16 protein-coding genes are annotated in these 15,803 nt (G+C 71.9%); 3 read left to right on the top strand and 13 right to left on the bottom strand.

Annotation, left to right across the window (positions count from 1 at the left end):
* Positions 1-2 precede the first annotated feature (2 nt).
* Positions 3-428 carry a Fur family transcriptional regulator gene (locus tag ABEA77_RS17025; RefSeq protein ID WP_345647740.1) on the top strand — a complete coding sequence of 142 codons (426 nt, stop codon included), beginning with the start codon at positions 3-5 and terminating at the stop codon, positions 426-428.
* Positions 429-563: 135 nt separating this feature from the next.
* Here ABEA77_RS17025 and ABEA77_RS17020 read toward each other — a convergent pair whose 3' ends face one another.
* Positions 564-1,175 carry a TetR/AcrR family transcriptional regulator gene (locus ABEA77_RS17020; protein ID WP_345647738.1) on the bottom strand — a complete coding sequence of 204 codons (612 nt, stop codon included), beginning with the start codon at positions 1,173-1,175 and terminating at the stop codon, positions 564-566.
* Between the two features lie 150 nt (positions 1,176-1,325).
* Between ABEA77_RS17020 and ABEA77_RS17015 the strand changes: the two genes are divergently transcribed.
* Complete coding sequence (locus ABEA77_RS17015) at positions 1,326-2,060, top strand: SDR family NAD(P)-dependent oxidoreductase (protein WP_345647735.1); 735 nt, start codon at positions 1,326-1,328, stop codon at positions 2,058-2,060.
* Between the two features lie 35 nt (positions 2,061-2,095).
* A complete protein-coding gene (locus ABEA77_RS17010) occupies positions 2,096-2,767 on the top strand; it encodes an NADPH-dependent F420 reductase (protein ID WP_345647732.1) in 672 nt (223 codons plus the stop codon).
* 42 nt (positions 2,768-2,809) lie between these two features.
* Here ABEA77_RS17010 and ABEA77_RS17005 read toward each other — a convergent pair whose 3' ends face one another.
* From ABEA77_RS17005 to ABEA77_RS16950, 12 genes are all read right to left on the bottom strand, one after another.
* Complete coding sequence (locus ABEA77_RS17005) at positions 2,810-3,649, bottom strand: isoprenyl transferase (RefSeq protein ID WP_345647729.1); 840 nt, start codon at positions 3,647-3,649, stop codon at positions 2,810-2,812.
* Positions 3,650-3,739: 90 nt separating this feature from the next.
* Positions 3,740-4,543, bottom strand: coding sequence for a DNA repair protein RecO (recO, locus tag ABEA77_RS17000; protein ID WP_345647726.1), 804 nt, complete (start codon positions 4,541-4,543; stop codon positions 3,740-3,742).
* Positions 4,544-4,619: 76 nt separating this feature from the next.
* Positions 4,620-5,315, bottom strand: coding sequence for a tellurite resistance TerB family protein (locus tag ABEA77_RS16995; protein ID WP_425588294.1), 696 nt, complete (start codon positions 5,313-5,315; stop codon positions 4,620-4,622).
* Between the two features lie 230 nt (positions 5,316-5,545).
* Positions 5,546-7,294 (bottom strand): 2-isopropylmalate synthase, encoded by a 1,749-nt coding sequence (leuA, locus tag ABEA77_RS16990; protein WP_345647724.1) that lies wholly within the window; start codon positions 7,292-7,294, stop codon positions 5,546-5,548.
* Between the two features lie 318 nt (positions 7,295-7,612).
* Entirely contained in the window at positions 7,613-8,572 is a 960-nt protein-coding gene (gene era / locus ABEA77_RS16985; RefSeq protein ID WP_425588293.1) for a GTPase Era, read from the bottom strand.
* 50 nt (positions 8,573-8,622) lie between these two features.
* Complete coding sequence (locus tag ABEA77_RS16980; RefSeq protein WP_345647718.1) at positions 8,623-8,997, bottom strand: cytidine deaminase; 375 nt, start codon at positions 8,995-8,997, stop codon at positions 8,623-8,625.
* Positions 8,998-9,078: 81 nt separating this feature from the next.
* A complete protein-coding gene (locus ABEA77_RS16975; RefSeq protein WP_345647844.1) occupies positions 9,079-9,438 on the bottom strand; it encodes an MmcQ/YjbR family DNA-binding protein in 360 nt (119 codons plus the stop codon).
* Between the two features lie 50 nt (positions 9,439-9,488).
* Positions 9,489-10,793: a hemolysin family protein gene (locus ABEA77_RS16970; RefSeq protein ID WP_345647715.1), complete on the bottom strand. Its 1,305-nt coding sequence runs from the start codon at positions 10,791-10,793 to the stop codon at positions 9,489-9,491.
* Complete coding sequence (gene ybeY / locus ABEA77_RS16965) at positions 10,790-11,287, bottom strand: rRNA maturation RNase YbeY (RefSeq protein ID WP_345647712.1); 498 nt, start codon at positions 11,285-11,287, stop codon at positions 10,790-10,792. Before ybeY ends, ABEA77_RS16970 begins: the two co-directional genes overlap by 4 nt.
* A gap of 22 nt (positions 11,288-11,309) precedes the next feature.
* Positions 11,310-13,418, bottom strand: coding sequence for a PhoH family protein (locus tag ABEA77_RS16960; protein WP_345647709.1), 2,109 nt, complete (start codon positions 13,416-13,418; stop codon positions 11,310-11,312).
* 163 nt (positions 13,419-13,581) lie between these two features.
* Positions 13,582-14,712 carry a carbohydrate kinase family protein gene (locus ABEA77_RS16955; RefSeq protein WP_425588301.1) on the bottom strand — a complete coding sequence of 377 codons (1,131 nt, stop codon included), beginning with the start codon at positions 14,710-14,712 and terminating at the stop codon, positions 13,582-13,584.
* A 177-nt stretch (positions 14,713-14,889) separates the two neighbouring features.
* Entirely contained in the window at positions 14,890-15,801 is a 912-nt protein-coding gene (locus tag ABEA77_RS16950) for a ribonuclease Z (RefSeq protein ID WP_345647706.1), read from the bottom strand.
* Positions 15,802-15,803 lie beyond the last annotated feature (2 nt).

Below are 15,803 nucleotides of genomic sequence, written 5' to 3'. Positions count from 1 at the left end.
CTGTGACGACCGCGCACAGTGACGGACCCGCCGTACGCGGCAGGTCCACCCGCCAGCGTGCGGCGGTCGCGTCCGCGCTGGACGAGGTCGAGGAGTTCCGCAGCGCGCAGGAGCTGCACGACATGCTCAAGCACCGCGGCGACTCCGTCGGCCTGACCACCGTCTACCGCACGCTCCAGTCCCTCGCGGACGCGGGCGAGGTCGACGTGCTGCGCACGACGGACGGCGAGTCCGTGTACCGGCGGTGCGCGAGCGAGTCGCACCACCACCACCTGGTGTGCCGCGGCTGCGGCGCCGCGGTGGAGGTCGAGGGCCCCGCGGTCGAGCAGTGGGCCGAGACCGTCGCCGCCCAGCACGGCTACGTGGGCGTCGCCCACACCCTGGAGATCTTCGGTACCTGCGCGGACTGCGCGGCCCGCGAGAAGTAGACCGCCGGCCCGCCGGCCACGCGCGGTGCCGCCCCGGCCCCTGAGGGCCCCGCGCGCTCCTCGCGTACGGCTGGAGCGACCTCAACGGCCGGCCCGGCCGGATGCGGGCGCGCGTCCGGCCGGCCGCCCACCGTGTCAGCTCGGCACTTCCTCCCCCCGACGGCCGTCGCCCGCTGCGGCGGGGAGAGCGTTGTCGATGAGGACGGCGGCGACGGCGGCGGCGGTGGGGAAGGCGTCGGCGTCGAGGACCCGGCTGCGGGCCGCGGCGCCGTCGATGAGCAACGCGAGCTGCTCGCCGAGCTGTTCGGGGTCGGCCGCGCCGGCTTCGCGGGCGGTGTCGGCGAGCCGCGCGGCGACGGCCTTCTTGTAGTCGCGTGCGTACCGGGACGCGGGGTGCTGGGGGTCGTGGAGTTCCACGGCGGCAGCGATGTACGGGCACAGGGGTGTGCCTGGGGAGACGTCGAAGGCGGCGAGGAGCCGTTCCCTGGGCGTGAGGTCGGCGCGGTCGAACACGCCGGACAGCACGGCGGGGTCGAACCGGCGCAGGTACTCGGCGACGAGCTCGTCCTTGCCGGTGAAGTGCTGGTATGCCGTGCGCTTGGACACCTGGGCCGCAGCACAGAGCTGGTCCATGCCGGTGCGGTTGATGCCCTGCTCGCGGAACAGCTGTCGGGACGCGCCGAGGATGCGTTCGCGGGCGCCCCGGCCGCGGCGGCGGCCCGTGGGGCCCTTCTCCAACTCCGTCATGGGGTTCATCGTACCCCAGGGAGGTAACGCCCAGTGTACATAGCTTGCGCCCCACCCGCCCGCCCAGTACCGTAAGCATACGGATCGGTGTACATAACTCTGTCACCTCCTCCCCGTCCCACACGGCACCACCGACTTGAGGGAACGACCATGGGAAAGCTCGACGGCAAGGTCGCGGTCATCACAGGAGGCACCACCGGAATGGCGCTGGCCGGTGCGAAGCTGTTCGTCGACGAAGGGGCGCACGTCTTCCTCACCGGCCGTCGCCAGGAGGCCCTGGACAAGGCCGTGCGGCAGATCGGCCGCAACGTCACCGGCGTCCGGGGCGACGCCGCCGACCTGGACGACCTGGACCGCCTGTACGACACCGTCAAGCGGGAGAAGGGAAGCCTCGACGTGCTGTGGGCGAGCGCCGGAGGGGGCGAACCCGCCCCTCTCGGCGAGATCACCGAGGCCCAGTTCGACACCTGGTTCGGACTCAACGCCCGCGGCACCCTGTTCACCGTCCAGAAGGCGCTCCCCCTCTTCAACGACGGCGGGTCCATCCTCATGACCGGCTCCAACGCCTCCCTCGGCGCCTTCCCCGGCTGGAGCGTCTACGCCGGCAGCAAGGCCGTCCAGCAGGCATGGGCCCGTGTCTGGCTCAACGAGCTCAAGGACCGCCGCATCCGCGTCAATGTCCTGACCCCCGGACAGGTCGCCACCGCCAAGCAGGAGGAACTCTTCGACGAGGCCGCCAAGCGCCAGTTCGAGTCCCTCATCCCCCGCGGCCGGATGGGCAGCCCCGGCGAAATCGCCACCGCCGCCCTCTTCCTCGCCTCCGACGACTCCAGCTACGTCAACGGCATGGAACTCGTCGCCGACGGCGGCACCACCGCCCTCTGAACCGGACCCACACCACCACCAGGGCAGGACACCCCATGAGCGGCATCAGCATCATCGGCACCGGCACCATGGCCCGCACCATCGGCGCACGGGCCATAGCGGGCGGCAACACCGTCGAGGTCATGGGCCGCGACCAGTCCAAGGCCGCCGACCTGGCCACATCGCTCGGCGGCGGCGCGGCGACGGGAGAGTGGGGAACCGCTCCGGCCGGGGACATCGTCATCGTGGCCCTGTTGTACGACGGTGTCGTGCCGGTCGTCGCCCACTACGGAGACGCTCTCGCGGGCAAGGTCATCGTCGACATCAGCAACCCCTTCAACCCCGCGTTCGACGGGCTGGCCCACCGCGAGGAGACCTCGATCGCACAGGAGGCCGCCAAGGCCGCCCCGGCCGACGCCCACGTGGTGAAGGCGTTCAACACCGTCTTCCGCCACGTCCTGGAGAAGGGATGGCCCGACGTCTTCATCGCCGGCGACGACGCGCAGGCCAAGGCGGGCGTGGGGGCGTTCGTCCAGACCCTCGGGATGCGCCCGCTCGACGTCGGCGGCCTGAAAATGGCGCACTGGCTGGAAGGAGCGGGCGTGGTCACCGTGGGCCTCGCCAACCACGGGGTGGGGAACGCGGAGTTCGCCCTCGGCGTCACCGAACTCCCCGCCGGCGCAGACGGGCGACACACCACCGGTGGTCCGCTTCCTGACGCCGTGTGACGCCCTGGAGGGGGGCGCCGCTCACCGGCGGCGCCCCCTTCCTCAGCTCCGCGGGGCCTCGGTGGAGGGCTCCCGGGCGGGCTTCGGGTCGTTCGGGAGTGCGCCGCCGAAGCGGCGGTCGCGCTGGGCGAACTCCAGGCAGGCATTCCACAGGTCGCGCCTGTCGAAGTCCGGCCACAGCACGTCCTGGAACACCATCTCGGCGTAACTGCTCTGCCAGATCAGGTAGTTGGATGTGCGCTGCTCACCGCTCGGGCGCAGGAACACGTCCACGTCCGGCATGTCCGGGTAGTACATGTACTTGGCGAAGGTCTTCTCGTTGACCTTCGACGGGTCGAGCCGCCCGGCGGCGACCTCCTCGGCGATGGCGCGCGCCGCGTCCGCGATCTCGGCCCTGCCACCGTAGTTGACGCAGAAGTACAGGGTCATCGCGTCGTTGTCGACGGTCTGCTCCTGGGCGACCTGCAGCTCCTGCACCACGGACTTCCACAGCTTCGGCATGCGGCCGACCCAGCGGATGCGGATGCCGAGCTCGTCCATCTCGTCACGGCGGCGGCGGATCACGTCGCGGTTGAAGTTCATCAGGAACCGCACCTCGTCGGGGGTGCGCTTCCAGTTCTCGGTGGAGAAGGCGTACAGCGACAGGTTCTTCACACCCATCTCGATGCACCCCTTGAGGACGTCCATCACGACGCCCTCCCCCACCCTGTGGCCCTCGGTGCGCGGCAGCCCTCGTTCCTTGGCCCACCGGCCGTTGCCGTCCATCACGATCGCCACGTGCCGCGGCACCAGCTCGCCGGGGATCTTCGGCGGTACGGCACCCGACGGGTGCGGTTCCGGCGTCCTGTACTCGCGGCGGGAGCGCCCCATGAGTCGTGCCATGCCCCGTGATCTCCTGACTTCGCGAAAGGGATGCGCCCCGGCGACCGGACTGACCTGCGGTTTCTCCATCGCGCATGCGCCGGGGTGCCGTCAGGGTATGTCGCCGCCCGCGCCCCGGGCCACTCGGGGCCCGGCCGTGCGGCCGTGGCCGGTGTCGACGTACTTCAGGGAGCGCAGGCCGCGCTCCAGGTGCCAGTGGAGGTACGCGGAGACCAGGCCGCTGCCCTCCCGCGCGTGCCGGGCCTCGCAGGCGTCGGCGGTGGCCCAGTCGCCGGTCAGCAGGGCGCCGAGCAGGCTGACGGCCTCGGTGGAGGGCACGACGCTGCCGGGGACGCGGCAGTCGCCGCAGACGATGCCGCCCGCCGCGACGGAGAAGAAGCGGTTGGGGCCGTCGAGGCCGCACCTGGCGCAGTTGTCGAAGCTCGGCGCGTAGCCGTTGACGGCGAGGGAGCGCAGCAGGAACGCGTCGAGGATGAGATGCGGTTCGTGCTCGCCCCGCGCGAGGGTCCGCAGCCCGCCGATGAGCAACAGGTACTGCTGCGTGGCGGGTTCGCCCTCGTGGTCGGTGAACCGCTCCGCGGTCTCCAGCATCGCGGTGCCCGCCGTGTAGCGGGCGTAGTCGGTGACGATGCCGCTGCCGTACGGGGCGATGGTCTCACTCTGCGTGCACAGCGGGAGGCCGCGGCCGACCAGTTCGCTGCCGCGCGCGAAGAACTGCACGTCGACATGGGAGAAGGGTTCGAGCCGCGCCCCGAACTTCGACTTCGTACGCCGCACTCCGCGCGCGACGGCGCGGACGCGGCCGTGGCCGCGGGTCAGGAGCGTGATGATGCGGTCCGCCTCACCGAGCTTCTGGGTCCGCAGCACGACACCGTCGTCCCGGAACAGACTCATGGACCCCATTGTCCCGCACGCCACGCCCCGCGTGCGGCACCGGGCCGCGCCGTCGGGCCCCGCGGGCGCGCGGCGGTCAGTACGGGGTGTGGGAGGCCGCGGCGAGCAGCCGCACGGTGGTGTCGGGCGCCAGCTGGAGCGCGCCGCCGACCGTCGTCAGCACCTCGCGCTCCGCGGGGCTGTACGCGCCGTCCGCGAGCGCCACCCGCGCCGCGTCCAGCACGATCGACTCGCGGCCCGCGGCCGCCAGGTGCGGCGCGAGCGGTTCGAGCGCCTCGTGCAGCTCGATGGCGAGCGCGGCGCCGCAGGGACCCGGGTCGACCACGAAGCGGCCCGTGTCGGCGGCGAGCGCCTCCACCAGCTCGGTCAGCTGGTCCTCCGTGCAGTCGTCGAACCCGGCGGCCCTGACCGTGACGACGGCGGTCTCCCGGACCGTGCGCGAGCCGGTGCCGCCGGCGGCGAGCACCGCGAGCGTGACGGTGTGGACCGCGTCCCGCAGCATCGCGGAGAACCGCGCGGTGGTGGGGTGGTCGAGGACGTCGAGGCCGAAGCGCCCGTGGCAGGAGCCGCACTCGACGACGGGGCCCGCGCTGCCGCGCGCCAGCAGGGGCACACCGAGGATCGTGAACCTGCAACGGCCCGTACGGCGTCGGTAGTTGCGGTCGCCACCGCAGTCAGGGCAGAAGAACTCGCCGTCCCCCACGGTCGTCCACGACGTGCGGGTGCCCCAGATGCGCAGTTTCCGGCCGCTGTTTCCCTCAGCTCGCAGCACGTCGCGCACCTCCGTAACGGTTCGGCATCGTCGCCGTGGACGTGATGTTAGCCACATCCCCGTAACTACGTCAGTACCCCTGTATCCAGTTCACCAGACATGGCCGAACCCCGCCCACCGGAGCCGGCGGACGGGGTTCGGGAAACCCTCAGGTCAGGACGGGCGGACGCACCATGACGGAGAAGTCACCCACCAGAGTGTCACGGTGGGTGATCACCCGCCGAGTGTGCTCAGCGGCCCGCGCGGTTGACCGCGGAGACCACGGCCTTCAGCGAGGCGCGCGTGGTGTTCGCGTCGATGCCGATGCCCCACAGCACCTTGCCGTCGATCGCGCACTCGATGTACGACGCGGCCTGCGCGCGGGCGCCCTCGCTCAGCGTGTGCTCCTGGTAGTCCAGCAGCCTCGCGTCGACGCTCACGGCCGCCAGCGCCTCGAAGAAGGCGGAGATCGGGCCGTTGCCCGTGCCGCGCAGCTCGTGCTCCTCGCCGTCGACCGTCGCCGTCACGGTCAGGGTGTCGCGACCCTCCGTGTCCACCGTGGACTGGCCCGAACGCAGCTGGATCCGGCCCCACGGGTTGTCCGGGTTCGGCAGGTACTCGTCCTGGAAGACCGCCCAGATCTCGGCCGGCGTGACCTCGCCGCCCTCGGCGTCGGTCTTCGCCTGGATGATCCGGGAGAACTCGATCTGCATGCGCCGCGGCAGGTCCAGGTGGTGGTCGTTCTTCAATACGTACGCGACACCGCCCTTGCCGGACTGCGAGTTGACCCGGATGACCGCCTCGTACGACCTGCCGACGTCCTTCGGGTCGATCGGCAGGTACGGGACGTTCCACTGGATGTCGTCGACGGTGACGCCCTGTGCGGCCGCGTCGGCCTGCAGCGCGTCGAAGCCCTTCTTGATGGCGTCCTGGTGGGAGCCGGAGAAGGACGTGTAGACCAGGTCGCCCGCGTAGGGGTGGCGGGGGTGGATCTCCATCTGGTTGCAGTACTCGCTGGTGCGGCGGATCTCGTCGATCTGCGAGAAGTCGATCTGCGGGTCGACGCCCTGTGAGAAGAGGTTCATGCCCAGCGTCACCAGGTCGACGTTGCCGGTGCGCTCGCCCTGCCCGAACAGGCAGCCCTCGATGCGGTCGGCGCCCGCCATGATCGCCAGCTCCGCGGCGGCCACGGCGGTGCCCCGGTCGTTGTGCGGGTGCACCGACAGGCAGACGAAGTCGCGGCGCGACAGGTGACGCGACATCCACTCGAACCGGTCCGCGTGCGTCGACGGCGTCGAACGCTCCACCGTGGCGGGCAGGTTGAGGATGATCTCGCGGCCCTCCTCAGGCTGCCAGACGTCCATGACCGCCTCACAGACCTCCAGGGCGAAGTCCAGCTCGGTGTCGGTGAAGATCTCCGGGCTGTACTGGTAGCCGAAGGTCGTCTCCGGGCCGAGGATCTTCTGCGCGTACTCCGTCACCAGCCGGGTGCCGTCCACCGCGATCTGCTTGATCTGGTCCTTCGTACCGCCGAAGACGACCCGGCGGAAGGTGGGCGCTGTCGCGTTGTACAGGTGGACCGTGGCCCGGTGCGCGCCGCGCAGCGACTCGACGGTGCGCTCGATCAGCTCCTCGCGGGCCTGCGTCAGGACGGAGATGGTCACGTCCTCGGGGATCGCGTCGGGGTCCTCGATGATCGACCGTACGAACGCGAAGTCGGTCTCGCCCGACGCGGGGAAGCCGACCTCGATCTCCTTGTAGCCCATGCGCACGAGCAGGTCGAACATCTCCCGCTTGCGGGCGGGCGACATGGGGTCGATCAGCGCCTGGTTGCCGTCGCGCAGGTCGGTGGAGAGCCAGCGGGGCGCGACCGTGATCCGGTTGTCGGGCCAGGTGCGGTCGGGGATGTCCACGGCCTCGTACCGGCCGTACTTGTGGATCGGCATCCCGGACGGCTTCTGGGTGTGCGTCGCGTTCGTGATGGGCGTCTTGCGGGACATGTGCGTGAGGCTCCTCGTGAGGTCCGCGGAGGTCGGTGGATGACCGGTGTCCGCTCGGGACGGGGACGGCCGACGGGGCGGGGATCACCGCAACACCGAACTCCGCGGGGAGGGGGCCGGCCTACGACAACAGACCCTCACCGCGGCAGCTAAGGAGAAGCAGCCCGTAACGCATGATGACGGAACTCTATCCCACGTCCCGCGTCGGCGGGACGCCCGTATCAGCATGCGGAAGCCGAGCCTTCCGGCCGCAGGTCGGCGGCGTGACGCGGGCCACCCCGGCGCGCGGCCGACCGGTACGCGCCCCCGGCGTGCGGCTCAGAAGCCCAGCCTGCGCAGCTGCTTGGGGTCGCGCTGCCAGTCCTTGGCGACCTTCACATGCAGGTCGAGGAAGACCGGGGTGCCGAGCAGCGCCTCGATGTGCTTGCGGGACTTCGTCCCGACCTCCTTCAGGCGGCTGCCCTTGGGGCCGATGATGATCCCCTTCTGGCTGGGGCGCTCGATGTACACGTTGGCGTGGATGTCGACGAGCGGCCGGTCCGCCGGGCGGTCGGCGCGCGGCGCCATCTCCTCGACCACCACCGCGATCGAGTGCGGCAGTTCGTCCCGCACGCCTTCGAGTGCCGCCTCGCGGATCAGCTCGGCGACCATGACCTGCTCCGGCTCGTCGGTCAGGTCGCCCTCCGGGTACAGCGGCGGGCTCTCGGGCAGCAACGGCACCAGCAGGTCGGCGAGCAGCCCCACCTGCTTGTCGCCGACCGCGGAGACCGGGACGATCTCCGCCCACGCGAAGCCGAGTTCCCCGGCCAGCCGGTCGACGGCGACCAGCTGCTCGGCCAGGGTCTTCGAGTCGACCAGGTCGGTCTTGGTGACCACGGCCACCTTCGGCGTCTTCCTGATCCCCGCCAGCTCCTTGGCGATGTACCGGTCGCCGGGGCCGAGCTTCTGGTCGGCCGGCAGGCAGAACCCGATCACGTCGACCTCGGCCCACGTCGTGCGCACCACGTCGTTGAGCCGCTCGCCGAGCAGGGTCCGCGGCTTGTGCAGCCCCGGCGTGTCCACCAGGATCAGCTGCGCGCCCGGCCGGTGCACGATGCCGCGGACCGTGTGCCGGGTGGTCTGCGGGCGGTTGGAGGTGATCGCCACCTTCTTGCCCACCAGAGCGTTCGTGAGGGTGGACTTGCCCGCGTTGGGACGCCCGACGAAGCAGGCGAAGCCCGCCCTGTGGGGCGCTTCGGCCGTCTCGGACACTGGAATGCTGACGCTCATGCCGGCCATTCTCCCCGATCGCCGCGGCCCCGCCGACCACCCGGGTGCCCGCGCCGCCGTCAGCCCGCCGCCACCACCGTGCGCACGGTCCCGTCGGCGGCAGCGAGGATCACAGGAGTGGCGGCGCCACCCAGGTCGCGCACGGCCGCCAGGTCCTCCGCCGCGACGGCGCCGGCCGCCGAGACCACGGCCGCGGCCTCCAGCGAGGCCGCGCCGCTCGCCACGGCCATCGCGACGGCCGTGCGCAGGGCGCTCAGCCGCAGCGAGTCGAGGGCGACCGTGCCCGCCACATACGTGCGCCCGGTCTCGTCGCGGACGGCCGCGCCCTCCGGCACGCCGTTGCGGGCGCGCGCGCTGCGCGCCAGGGTGACGATCTTGCGGTCCTCGGGGCCGAGACCCGCGGCTTCCTGCCCTGCTCCGGTGCTCTGTGTCATGCGCCCGAGCATAAGGAGCCGCCCCGCCGCCCGGCACGCGCGGGGCGCCGCCGGGGGCGGCCCCGTATCAGCTGCCGGACCTCACGGCCGGTCCAGGCGGAGGCGGGTGGCGCGCGGGAGGCCCGCGACCACCAGGTCGTAGGAGTCCTCGATCAGCTCGCGCACCATGCGCGGCGGCAGGGCGCCGACGGTCACGGTGTTCCAGTGGCGCTTGTTGAGGTGCCAGCCCGGCACGATCGCCGCATGCGCCTCCCGCAGCCGCACGGCCTCCTCGGGGTCGCACTTCAACGACACCGTCAGCGGCTCCTGCTCGGGCACGCAGAAGGCGAAGATCTTCCCCTCCACCTTGAAGGCCACGAGGTCGGGGTTGCGCGGGAAGGGCCGCTCCTCGGTCGTACCGGCGAGCCCCAGGCAGAAGGCGCGCAGCGCCCGCGCCGTCAGCGCGCGGTCTCCCGCGCCCCTGGTGTCTCCCGTGCCTGCCGGCGGCCGGCTCATGTCGGCACCTGCTCCCCGTGCTCCGCCGCCGCGGGCAGCGGCTCGGCGAGGATGGTGAGGATCTTGTTGCGGCGGCCCGCAGGGTCCTGCGCCGTCAGCCGGAGCCTGCGGCCGTCCGGCAGGTCGATCTCGGCGGTCGCCCCCGCGATCGGCACCCGGCCGAGCGCCTTGGCGAGCAGCCCGCCGACCGTCTCCACGTCCTCGTCGTCGAACTCGTCGAGGCCGAACAGCTCGCCCAGGTCCTCCACGTCGAGCCGGGCCGTCACCCGGTACGAGCCGTCGCCGACCTCCTCGACCGGCGGCAGCTCCCGGTCGTACTCGTCGGTGATCTCGCCGACGATCTCCTCCAGGATGTCCTCGATCGTCACGATCCCGGCCGTGCCGCCGTACTCGTCGATGACGACCGCGACGTGGTTGCGCTCCTGCTGCATCTCCCGCAGCAGGTCGCCCGCGTTCTTCGTGTCCGGCACGAACGCCGCGGGGCGCATCACCGTCGACACCGGGTCGGACTCCGAGTCCCGGTTGACATGCGTCTTGCGCACCAGGTCCTTCAGATAGACCACACCGACGATGTCGTCCTCGTTCTCCCCGGTCACCGGGATACGGGAGAACCCCGAGCGCAGCGCGAGCGTCGTCGCCTGCCGGATCGTCTTGTACCGCTCGATCGCCACCAGGTCCGTGCGCGGCACCATCACCTCGCGCACCAGCGTGTCGCCGAGCTCGAAGACCGAGTGCACCATGCGGCGCTCCTCGTCCTCGATCAGCGACTCCTGCTCGGCGAGGTCCACCAGCGCGCGCAGCTCGGCCTCGCTCGCGAACGGGCCCTTGCGGAAGCCCTTGCCGGGGGTGAGCGCGTTGCCCAGCAGGATCAGCAGCGCGGGTACGGGCCCCATGACACGGGCCAGCGGCAGCAGCACGTACGCCGCGGCCGTCGACGTGTTCAGCGGGTGCTGGCGGCCGATCGTACGGGGCGACACGCCGACCGCCACGTACGAGACGAGCACCATCACCGCGATCGCCACCAGCAGCGCCTGCCAGGTGGAGCGGAAGGCCTCCACGCACGCGTACGTCACGAGCGCCGCGGCCGCCATCTCGCAGGCCACCCGGACCAGCAGCGCCATGTTGAGGTAGCGCGTCGGGTCCGAGGCCACCTGGGCGAGCTTCGCCGCGCCCCTGCGGCCGGTCCGCACGGCCTCGGCGGCCCGGAAGCCGGAGACCCTGGCGAGGCCCGCCTCCGCGCAGGCGGCGAGCCAGGCCACCACGACCAGGGCGACCGCGCCCAGGATCAGTGACGCGCTCACGACACCGTGGGCGCGGGCGAGGGCCCCTCAAGGCCGCGCTCGGCCCGCCAGCCGTCCACGATGGCCGCCTGGAGGCCGAACATCTCGGCCTTCTCGTCGGGCATCTCGTGGTCGTAGCCGAGCAGGTGCAGCACCCCGTGCACGGTGAGCAGCTGGAGCTCCTCGTCCATGGAGTGCTGCGTCGGCGCCTCCTTGCCCTGCCTGAGCGCGACCTCGGGGCACAGGACGATGTCGCCGAGCAGCCCCTGCGGGGGCTCCTCGTCGTCCTTGGACGGCGGCCGCAGCTCGTCCATCGGGAAGGACAGCACATCGGTGGGGCCCGGAAGGTCCATCCACTGGAGGTGCAGCTGCTCGATGGCCGCCTCGTCCACCACGATCACCGAGAGCTCGGAGAGCGGGTGGATGCGCATGCGGGAGAGCGCGTAGCGGGCGATGTCGAGGATCGCCTGCTCGTCGACCTCGGTTCCTGACTCGTTGTTGACGTCGATCGACATGGTGCGCTGGGAGTCTCCCCGGTCAGTGCCGCGGCTCGGTGCCGGTGCGGCTGTCGTACTTCTCGTAGGCGTCGACGATACGGCCGACGAGCTTGTGCCGTACGACATCCTGCGACGTGAGCCGGGAGAAGTGCACGTCGTCGACGCCGTCCAGGATGTCCTGGACCTGGCGGAGGCCGCTCTTGGTCCCGCCCGGCAGGTCGACCTGGGTCACGTCGCCCGTGATCACGATCTTGGAGTCGAACCCGAGCCGCGTCAGGAACATCTTCATCTGCTCGGGATTCGTGTTCTGCGCCTCGTCGAGAATGATGAAGGCGTCGTTGAGCGTGTTGTGCGTCAGCAGGTAGTTCTCCGTGACGTACAGCGAGTCCTCCGCCGCGACCTGGATGCAGACCGTCTCCTCACGGCCCGCCGGCTCGATGCTGTCGATGAACCGCATGGGCCGGCCGCCGCCACCGCTCGCCTCGTACTTCCGTCGCTTGCGCTCAAGACGGAAGGGATCGATGCCCTCGGGCAGGCGGATGTCGACAATGTGCGCGTCGGAGCGGTACGCCACCTCCCGACCGTTCGCGCGGCCCGGCCGGCGTCCCGCTGCCTGCCTGCGGCGCGTGTACGCGACACCGCCGAGCGACTGGACCAGCTCGATGACATCGTCCCTGAGCAGGATCGACGTCGTCGTGTACTGGACGCGGCACGTCCCGTCACGCTGGGCGACAGGCCCCCCGTCGGAGTCCAGCAAGCCCTGGAGGAGGGCGAGGCGGACATCCGCGGAGTTGTTGCGGTACGCCTCAGGGACGCACCTGGTGTTCGACCTGCTGCCCAGGAGGTCCAGGGCGCGCAGCACGCCCGTCACCGGGTTCTCCAGGGTGATCACGTCGCCAGGGGCCGTCCGCCTGTTGAGCACGTAGTCGGCCCCGCCCTCGTGGCGCACGTGCGCCCCGGGAAGCACGGCCTCCAGCGCGGTCGCCAGTTCCGGATCGGCCGTCGAGAAAGGCGTGGCGGAACCGGTGAGGCAGCCGTCGCCGAGGAGCAGCCCGAGGGCGTACGGGTCCACCGGCACTTCCCGCTCGGGAAGGCAGACCGGCTGGGTGAGCATCGGCAGCTCGTAACGGCGCGCGTGGGCGCCGCGCAGGCTGCCGGTCATCTCCTGGGTCTCCAGGACCCTCCACGGCTCGCCACGGCGACGGTCGGAGGCCGTCCTGACCGTCCACAGGTGCTCACCGCAGCAGAGCGTCCACGAGCCGTCCTGCGCGGTGACGCGGTAGATGTCCTTCTCGCCCTGGGGATAGACCCCCAGCACGGGGGTCGGCTCGCCATTGGACCCTGTCACCAGGTCACCGACGCGCAGGTCGCCGATCGGCCTGAACCCGGAGGGGGTCATGACCTTGGTGAAAAGAGGCTGGGCCCGGCCACGCATGTAGGCCAGGGGCGCGACCTCGATGGTGCCCGCGGCCATCAGACGGGGGATGGAGTCGGGATCGAGCATGTCGTGGAGCGCGTCGTACAGGGGGCGCAGATACGGGTCGATCTTCTCGTAGAGCGTGCCGGGGAGGAAGCCGAGGCGCTCGCCGGCCTCGACCGCGGGGCGGGTCAGGATGATCCGCGTGACCTGCTTGGACTGGAGTGCCTGTACGGCCTTGGCCATGGCGAGGTAGGTCTTGCCCGTGCCCGCGGGGCCGATGCCGAAGACGATCGTGTGCTTGTCGATCGCGTCGACGTAGCGCTTCTGGTTGAGCGTCTTCGGGCGGATCGTCCGGCCGCGGTTGGAGAGAATGTTCTGCGTGAGCACCTCGGCGGGCGTCTCCTCGCCGTCCGCGCCGCCGTTCTCGCTCGCTCTGAGCATGGCGATCGAACGTTCCACTGCGTCCTCCGTCATCGGCTGACCGGTGCGGAGCACCAGCATCATCTCGTCGAACACGCGCTGGATCAGGGCGACGTCCGCCGCGCTGCCCGAGGCGCTGATCTCATTGCCCCGTACGTGGATGTCGGCGGACGGGAACGCCTTCTCGATCACGCGGAGCAGGGAGTCCCCGGATCCGAGGACCGTCACCATCGGGTGCTTGGCCGGGACGGTGATCCGGGCCGTGGCCCGGTCCTGCGCGGACTGCTGGGCTGTGGGTGTCTGAGTCATGGGCCGGCGCTGTGGCCTGCGCATACCTCCCGTTGCAGGGTTCTCGCCGCTCGACAACCCTTGGACTGCCAAGCCTACGACCCCGCACGGACATGGCCGAAGGACTTTTCGACCATGTGCGCGACATGTCGGGAGGATCCCGGGGCCGGGCGGGAGGGGCGGGTCAGGAGGAGCGGCCGAAGCCGATGGTGGGGACGGCGCGGCGCAGCGGCCCGGGGCGTGCGGTGGCGGGCAGCAGGTCGGCGAGGAAGGCGTAGCGGCGCAGGTCGTCACGGTCCAGGCCGCCACCGGTGCGGACGTGGGCCCACCAGGCGGCGACCTCGGCCCAGCCGGGCGCGGAGAGGGAGCCGCCGAACTCGCGGACGGAGAGCGCTGCGGTGAGCCCGGCGAAGGCGAGCCGGTCGGCGAGCGGCCAGCCGGCCAGGGAGCCGGTGATGAAGCCCGCCACGAAGACGTCGCCCGCGCCGGTCGGGTCGAGCGCCTCGACGGCGATGGCGGGGACCCGCGCGCTCTCGCCGGTCCTGCCGTCGACCGCGTAGGCGCCGTCGGCGCCGAGGGTGACGACGGCGACGGGCACGTGCTCGGTGAGGGCGTGGGCGGCGGCGCGCGGGGAGTCCGTGCCGGTGTAGCGCATGGCCTCCTCGGCGTTGGGCAGGAAGGCCTCGCAGCGCGCCAGGTCGGACAGGGCGCCGAGGTCCCAGTCGCCGCTGTCGTCCCAGCCGACGTCGGCGAAGACGCGGGCGCCGTTCGCGGCGGCCGTGGCGATCCACTCCTGGCGGTGGCCGGGGATGAGGGAGGCGACGGCGGCCCGCGCGCGGGGCGGGCACTCGGGCAGGGCACCCTCGGGCGGCGGCGCCTCGTGGCCGTGGGAGACCATCGTGCGCTCGCCCTCGTACGCCATGGAGACGGTGACGGGCGAGTGCCAGCCGGCCACGGTGCGCGAGCGGGAGAGGTCGATGCCCTCGCCCTGTTCGAGCGCGTCCCAGCAGTACTCGCCGTAGTGGTCGTCGCCGAAGGCGGCGGAGAGCGAGGTACGCAGGCCGAGCCGGGCGAGCGCGGTGGCCATGTTGGCGACGCCGCCGGGGCTCGACCCCATGCCGCGCGCCCAGGACTCGGTGCCGCGCACGGGCGCGCTGTCGAGGCCGGTGAAGATGATGTCGAGGAAGACCGTGCCGGTCAGGTACACGTCGCATTCGGGGTCGCCGTGCCCGCGCAGGCCGTCCAGCGGGTCGATCCGCGGCCCGGCGTCCTGGCCGCGTGCGGTGGTCTTCTCTCCGGTGCGTTCTCGTGGGATCACGGCGTGCTCCTGATTGCGTGCGATGCCGCAAGTCTGCCCGATGGCGGCGCCCTTTTCCGGCCGCCCGGCCGGAAAGGGCCGCGGCCCTTCGGGCGGGGCGCGGACGCCGGGCGGGGCAGCGGGCTCGCGGGTCACGGGCCCGCGGGAGATCGGGGCGGGCCCGCCCCGGCAACGCTAGGCGCGGTGTGGGACCGGGACGCGGGTGAGGTCGTCGGCGACGGTGAGGGTGCCGGTGAAGCCGGCGGCGCGGGCCTCGCGGCCGAAGGCGGCCGGGTCGTCGTAGCGCTGGGAGAAGTGTGTCAGGACGAGGTGGCGCACCCCGGCGTCGCGGGCCGCCGCGCCCGCCTGTCCCGCGGTGAGGTGGCCGAAGTCGGCGGCCATCGCCTCGTCCGCTTCGAGGAAGGTCGACTCGATGACCAGCAGGTCGCACCCCTCGGCGAGCGCCGCGACGCCCGCGCACAGGCGGGTGTCCATGACGAAGGCGAAGCGCTGGCCGCGGCGGACGCGGCTGACGTCCTCGACCCGTACGCCCCGCAGTTCGCCCTCGCGCTGGAGCCGCCCGACGTCGGGGCCCGCGATGCCGTGCTCGGCGAGCAGCGCGGGCAGCATGGTCCTGCCGTCCGGTTCGGTGAGCCGGTAGCCGTACGCCTCGACGGGGTGGGAGAGCCGGTGCGCGCTCAGCGTGTACGCGGGGGTCTCGGCGAGCGTCACGAGCCCGTCGCCCGCGACCGGCGCCGTGCTGACGGCCACCGTCTCGCGGTAGGCCGTGGCGTGTGCGAGGCGCTCGTAGAAGTGCTGCCCGCTCGCCGGGTAGTGCGCGGTGACCTCGTGCGGGACCCGGTCGAGGTTGATCCGCTGGATCACCCCCGCGAGACCGAGCGCGTGGTCGCCGTGGAAGTGCGTCACGCACAGCCGGTCGATGTCGTGGGCGGCGACCCCGGCGCGCAGCATCTGCCGCTGGGTGCCCTCGCCGGGGTCGAACAGGAGTCCCTGGCCGTCCCAGCGCAGCAGGTAGCCGTTGTGGTTGCGGCGGCGGGTCGGCACCTGGCTCGCCGTGCCGAGCACGACGAGCTCACGGACGGACACGG

The sequence above is a fragment of the Streptomyces tremellae genome (assembly GCF_039540215.1).
Taxonomy (GTDB): Bacteria; Actinomycetota; Actinomycetes; order Streptomycetales; family Streptomycetaceae; genus Streptomyces; species Streptomyces tremellae.
The sequence above is the reverse complement of the archived record's forward strand: the minus strand, read 5'-3'. Positions and strand labels throughout refer to the sequence as shown.

Excerpts from the sequence above, each read along its gene's own strand:
- ABEA77_RS17020 (WP_345647738.1), bottom strand. The coding sequence starts at position 1,175 with ATGACGGAGTTGGAGAAGGGCCCCACGGGCCGCCGCCGCGGCCGGGGC.
- ABEA77_RS17015 (WP_345647735.1), top strand. The coding sequence starts at position 1,326 with ATGGGAAAGCTCGACGGCAAGGTCGCGGTCATCACAGGAGGCACCACC.
- ABEA77_RS17010 (WP_345647732.1), top strand. The coding sequence starts at position 2,096 with ATGAGCGGCATCAGCATCATCGGCACCGGCACCATGGCCCGCACCATC.
- ABEA77_RS17005 (WP_345647729.1), bottom strand. The coding sequence starts at position 3,649 with ATGGCACGACTCATGGGGCGCTCCCGCCGCGAGTACAGGACGCCGGAA.
- recO (WP_345647726.1), bottom strand. The coding sequence starts at position 4,543 with ATGAGTCTGTTCCGGGACGACGGTGTCGTGCTGCGGACCCAGAAGCTC.
- leuA (WP_345647724.1), bottom strand. The coding sequence starts at position 7,294 with ATGTCCCGCAAGACGCCCATCACGAACGCGACGCACACCCAGAAGCCG.
- era (WP_425588293.1), bottom strand. The coding sequence starts at position 8,572 with ATGGCCGGCATGAGCGTCAGCATTCCAGTGTCCGAGACGGCCGAAGCG.
- ABEA77_RS16980 (WP_345647718.1), bottom strand. The coding sequence starts at position 8,997 with ATGACACAGAGCACCGGAGCAGGGCAGGAAGCCGCGGGTCTCGGCCCC.
- ybeY (WP_345647712.1), bottom strand. The coding sequence starts at position 11,287 with ATGTCGATCGACGTCAACAACGAGTCAGGAACCGAGGTCGACGAGCAG.
- ABEA77_RS16960 (WP_345647709.1), bottom strand. The coding sequence starts at position 13,418 with ATGACTCAGACACCCACAGCCCAGCAGTCCGCGCAGGACCGGGCCACG.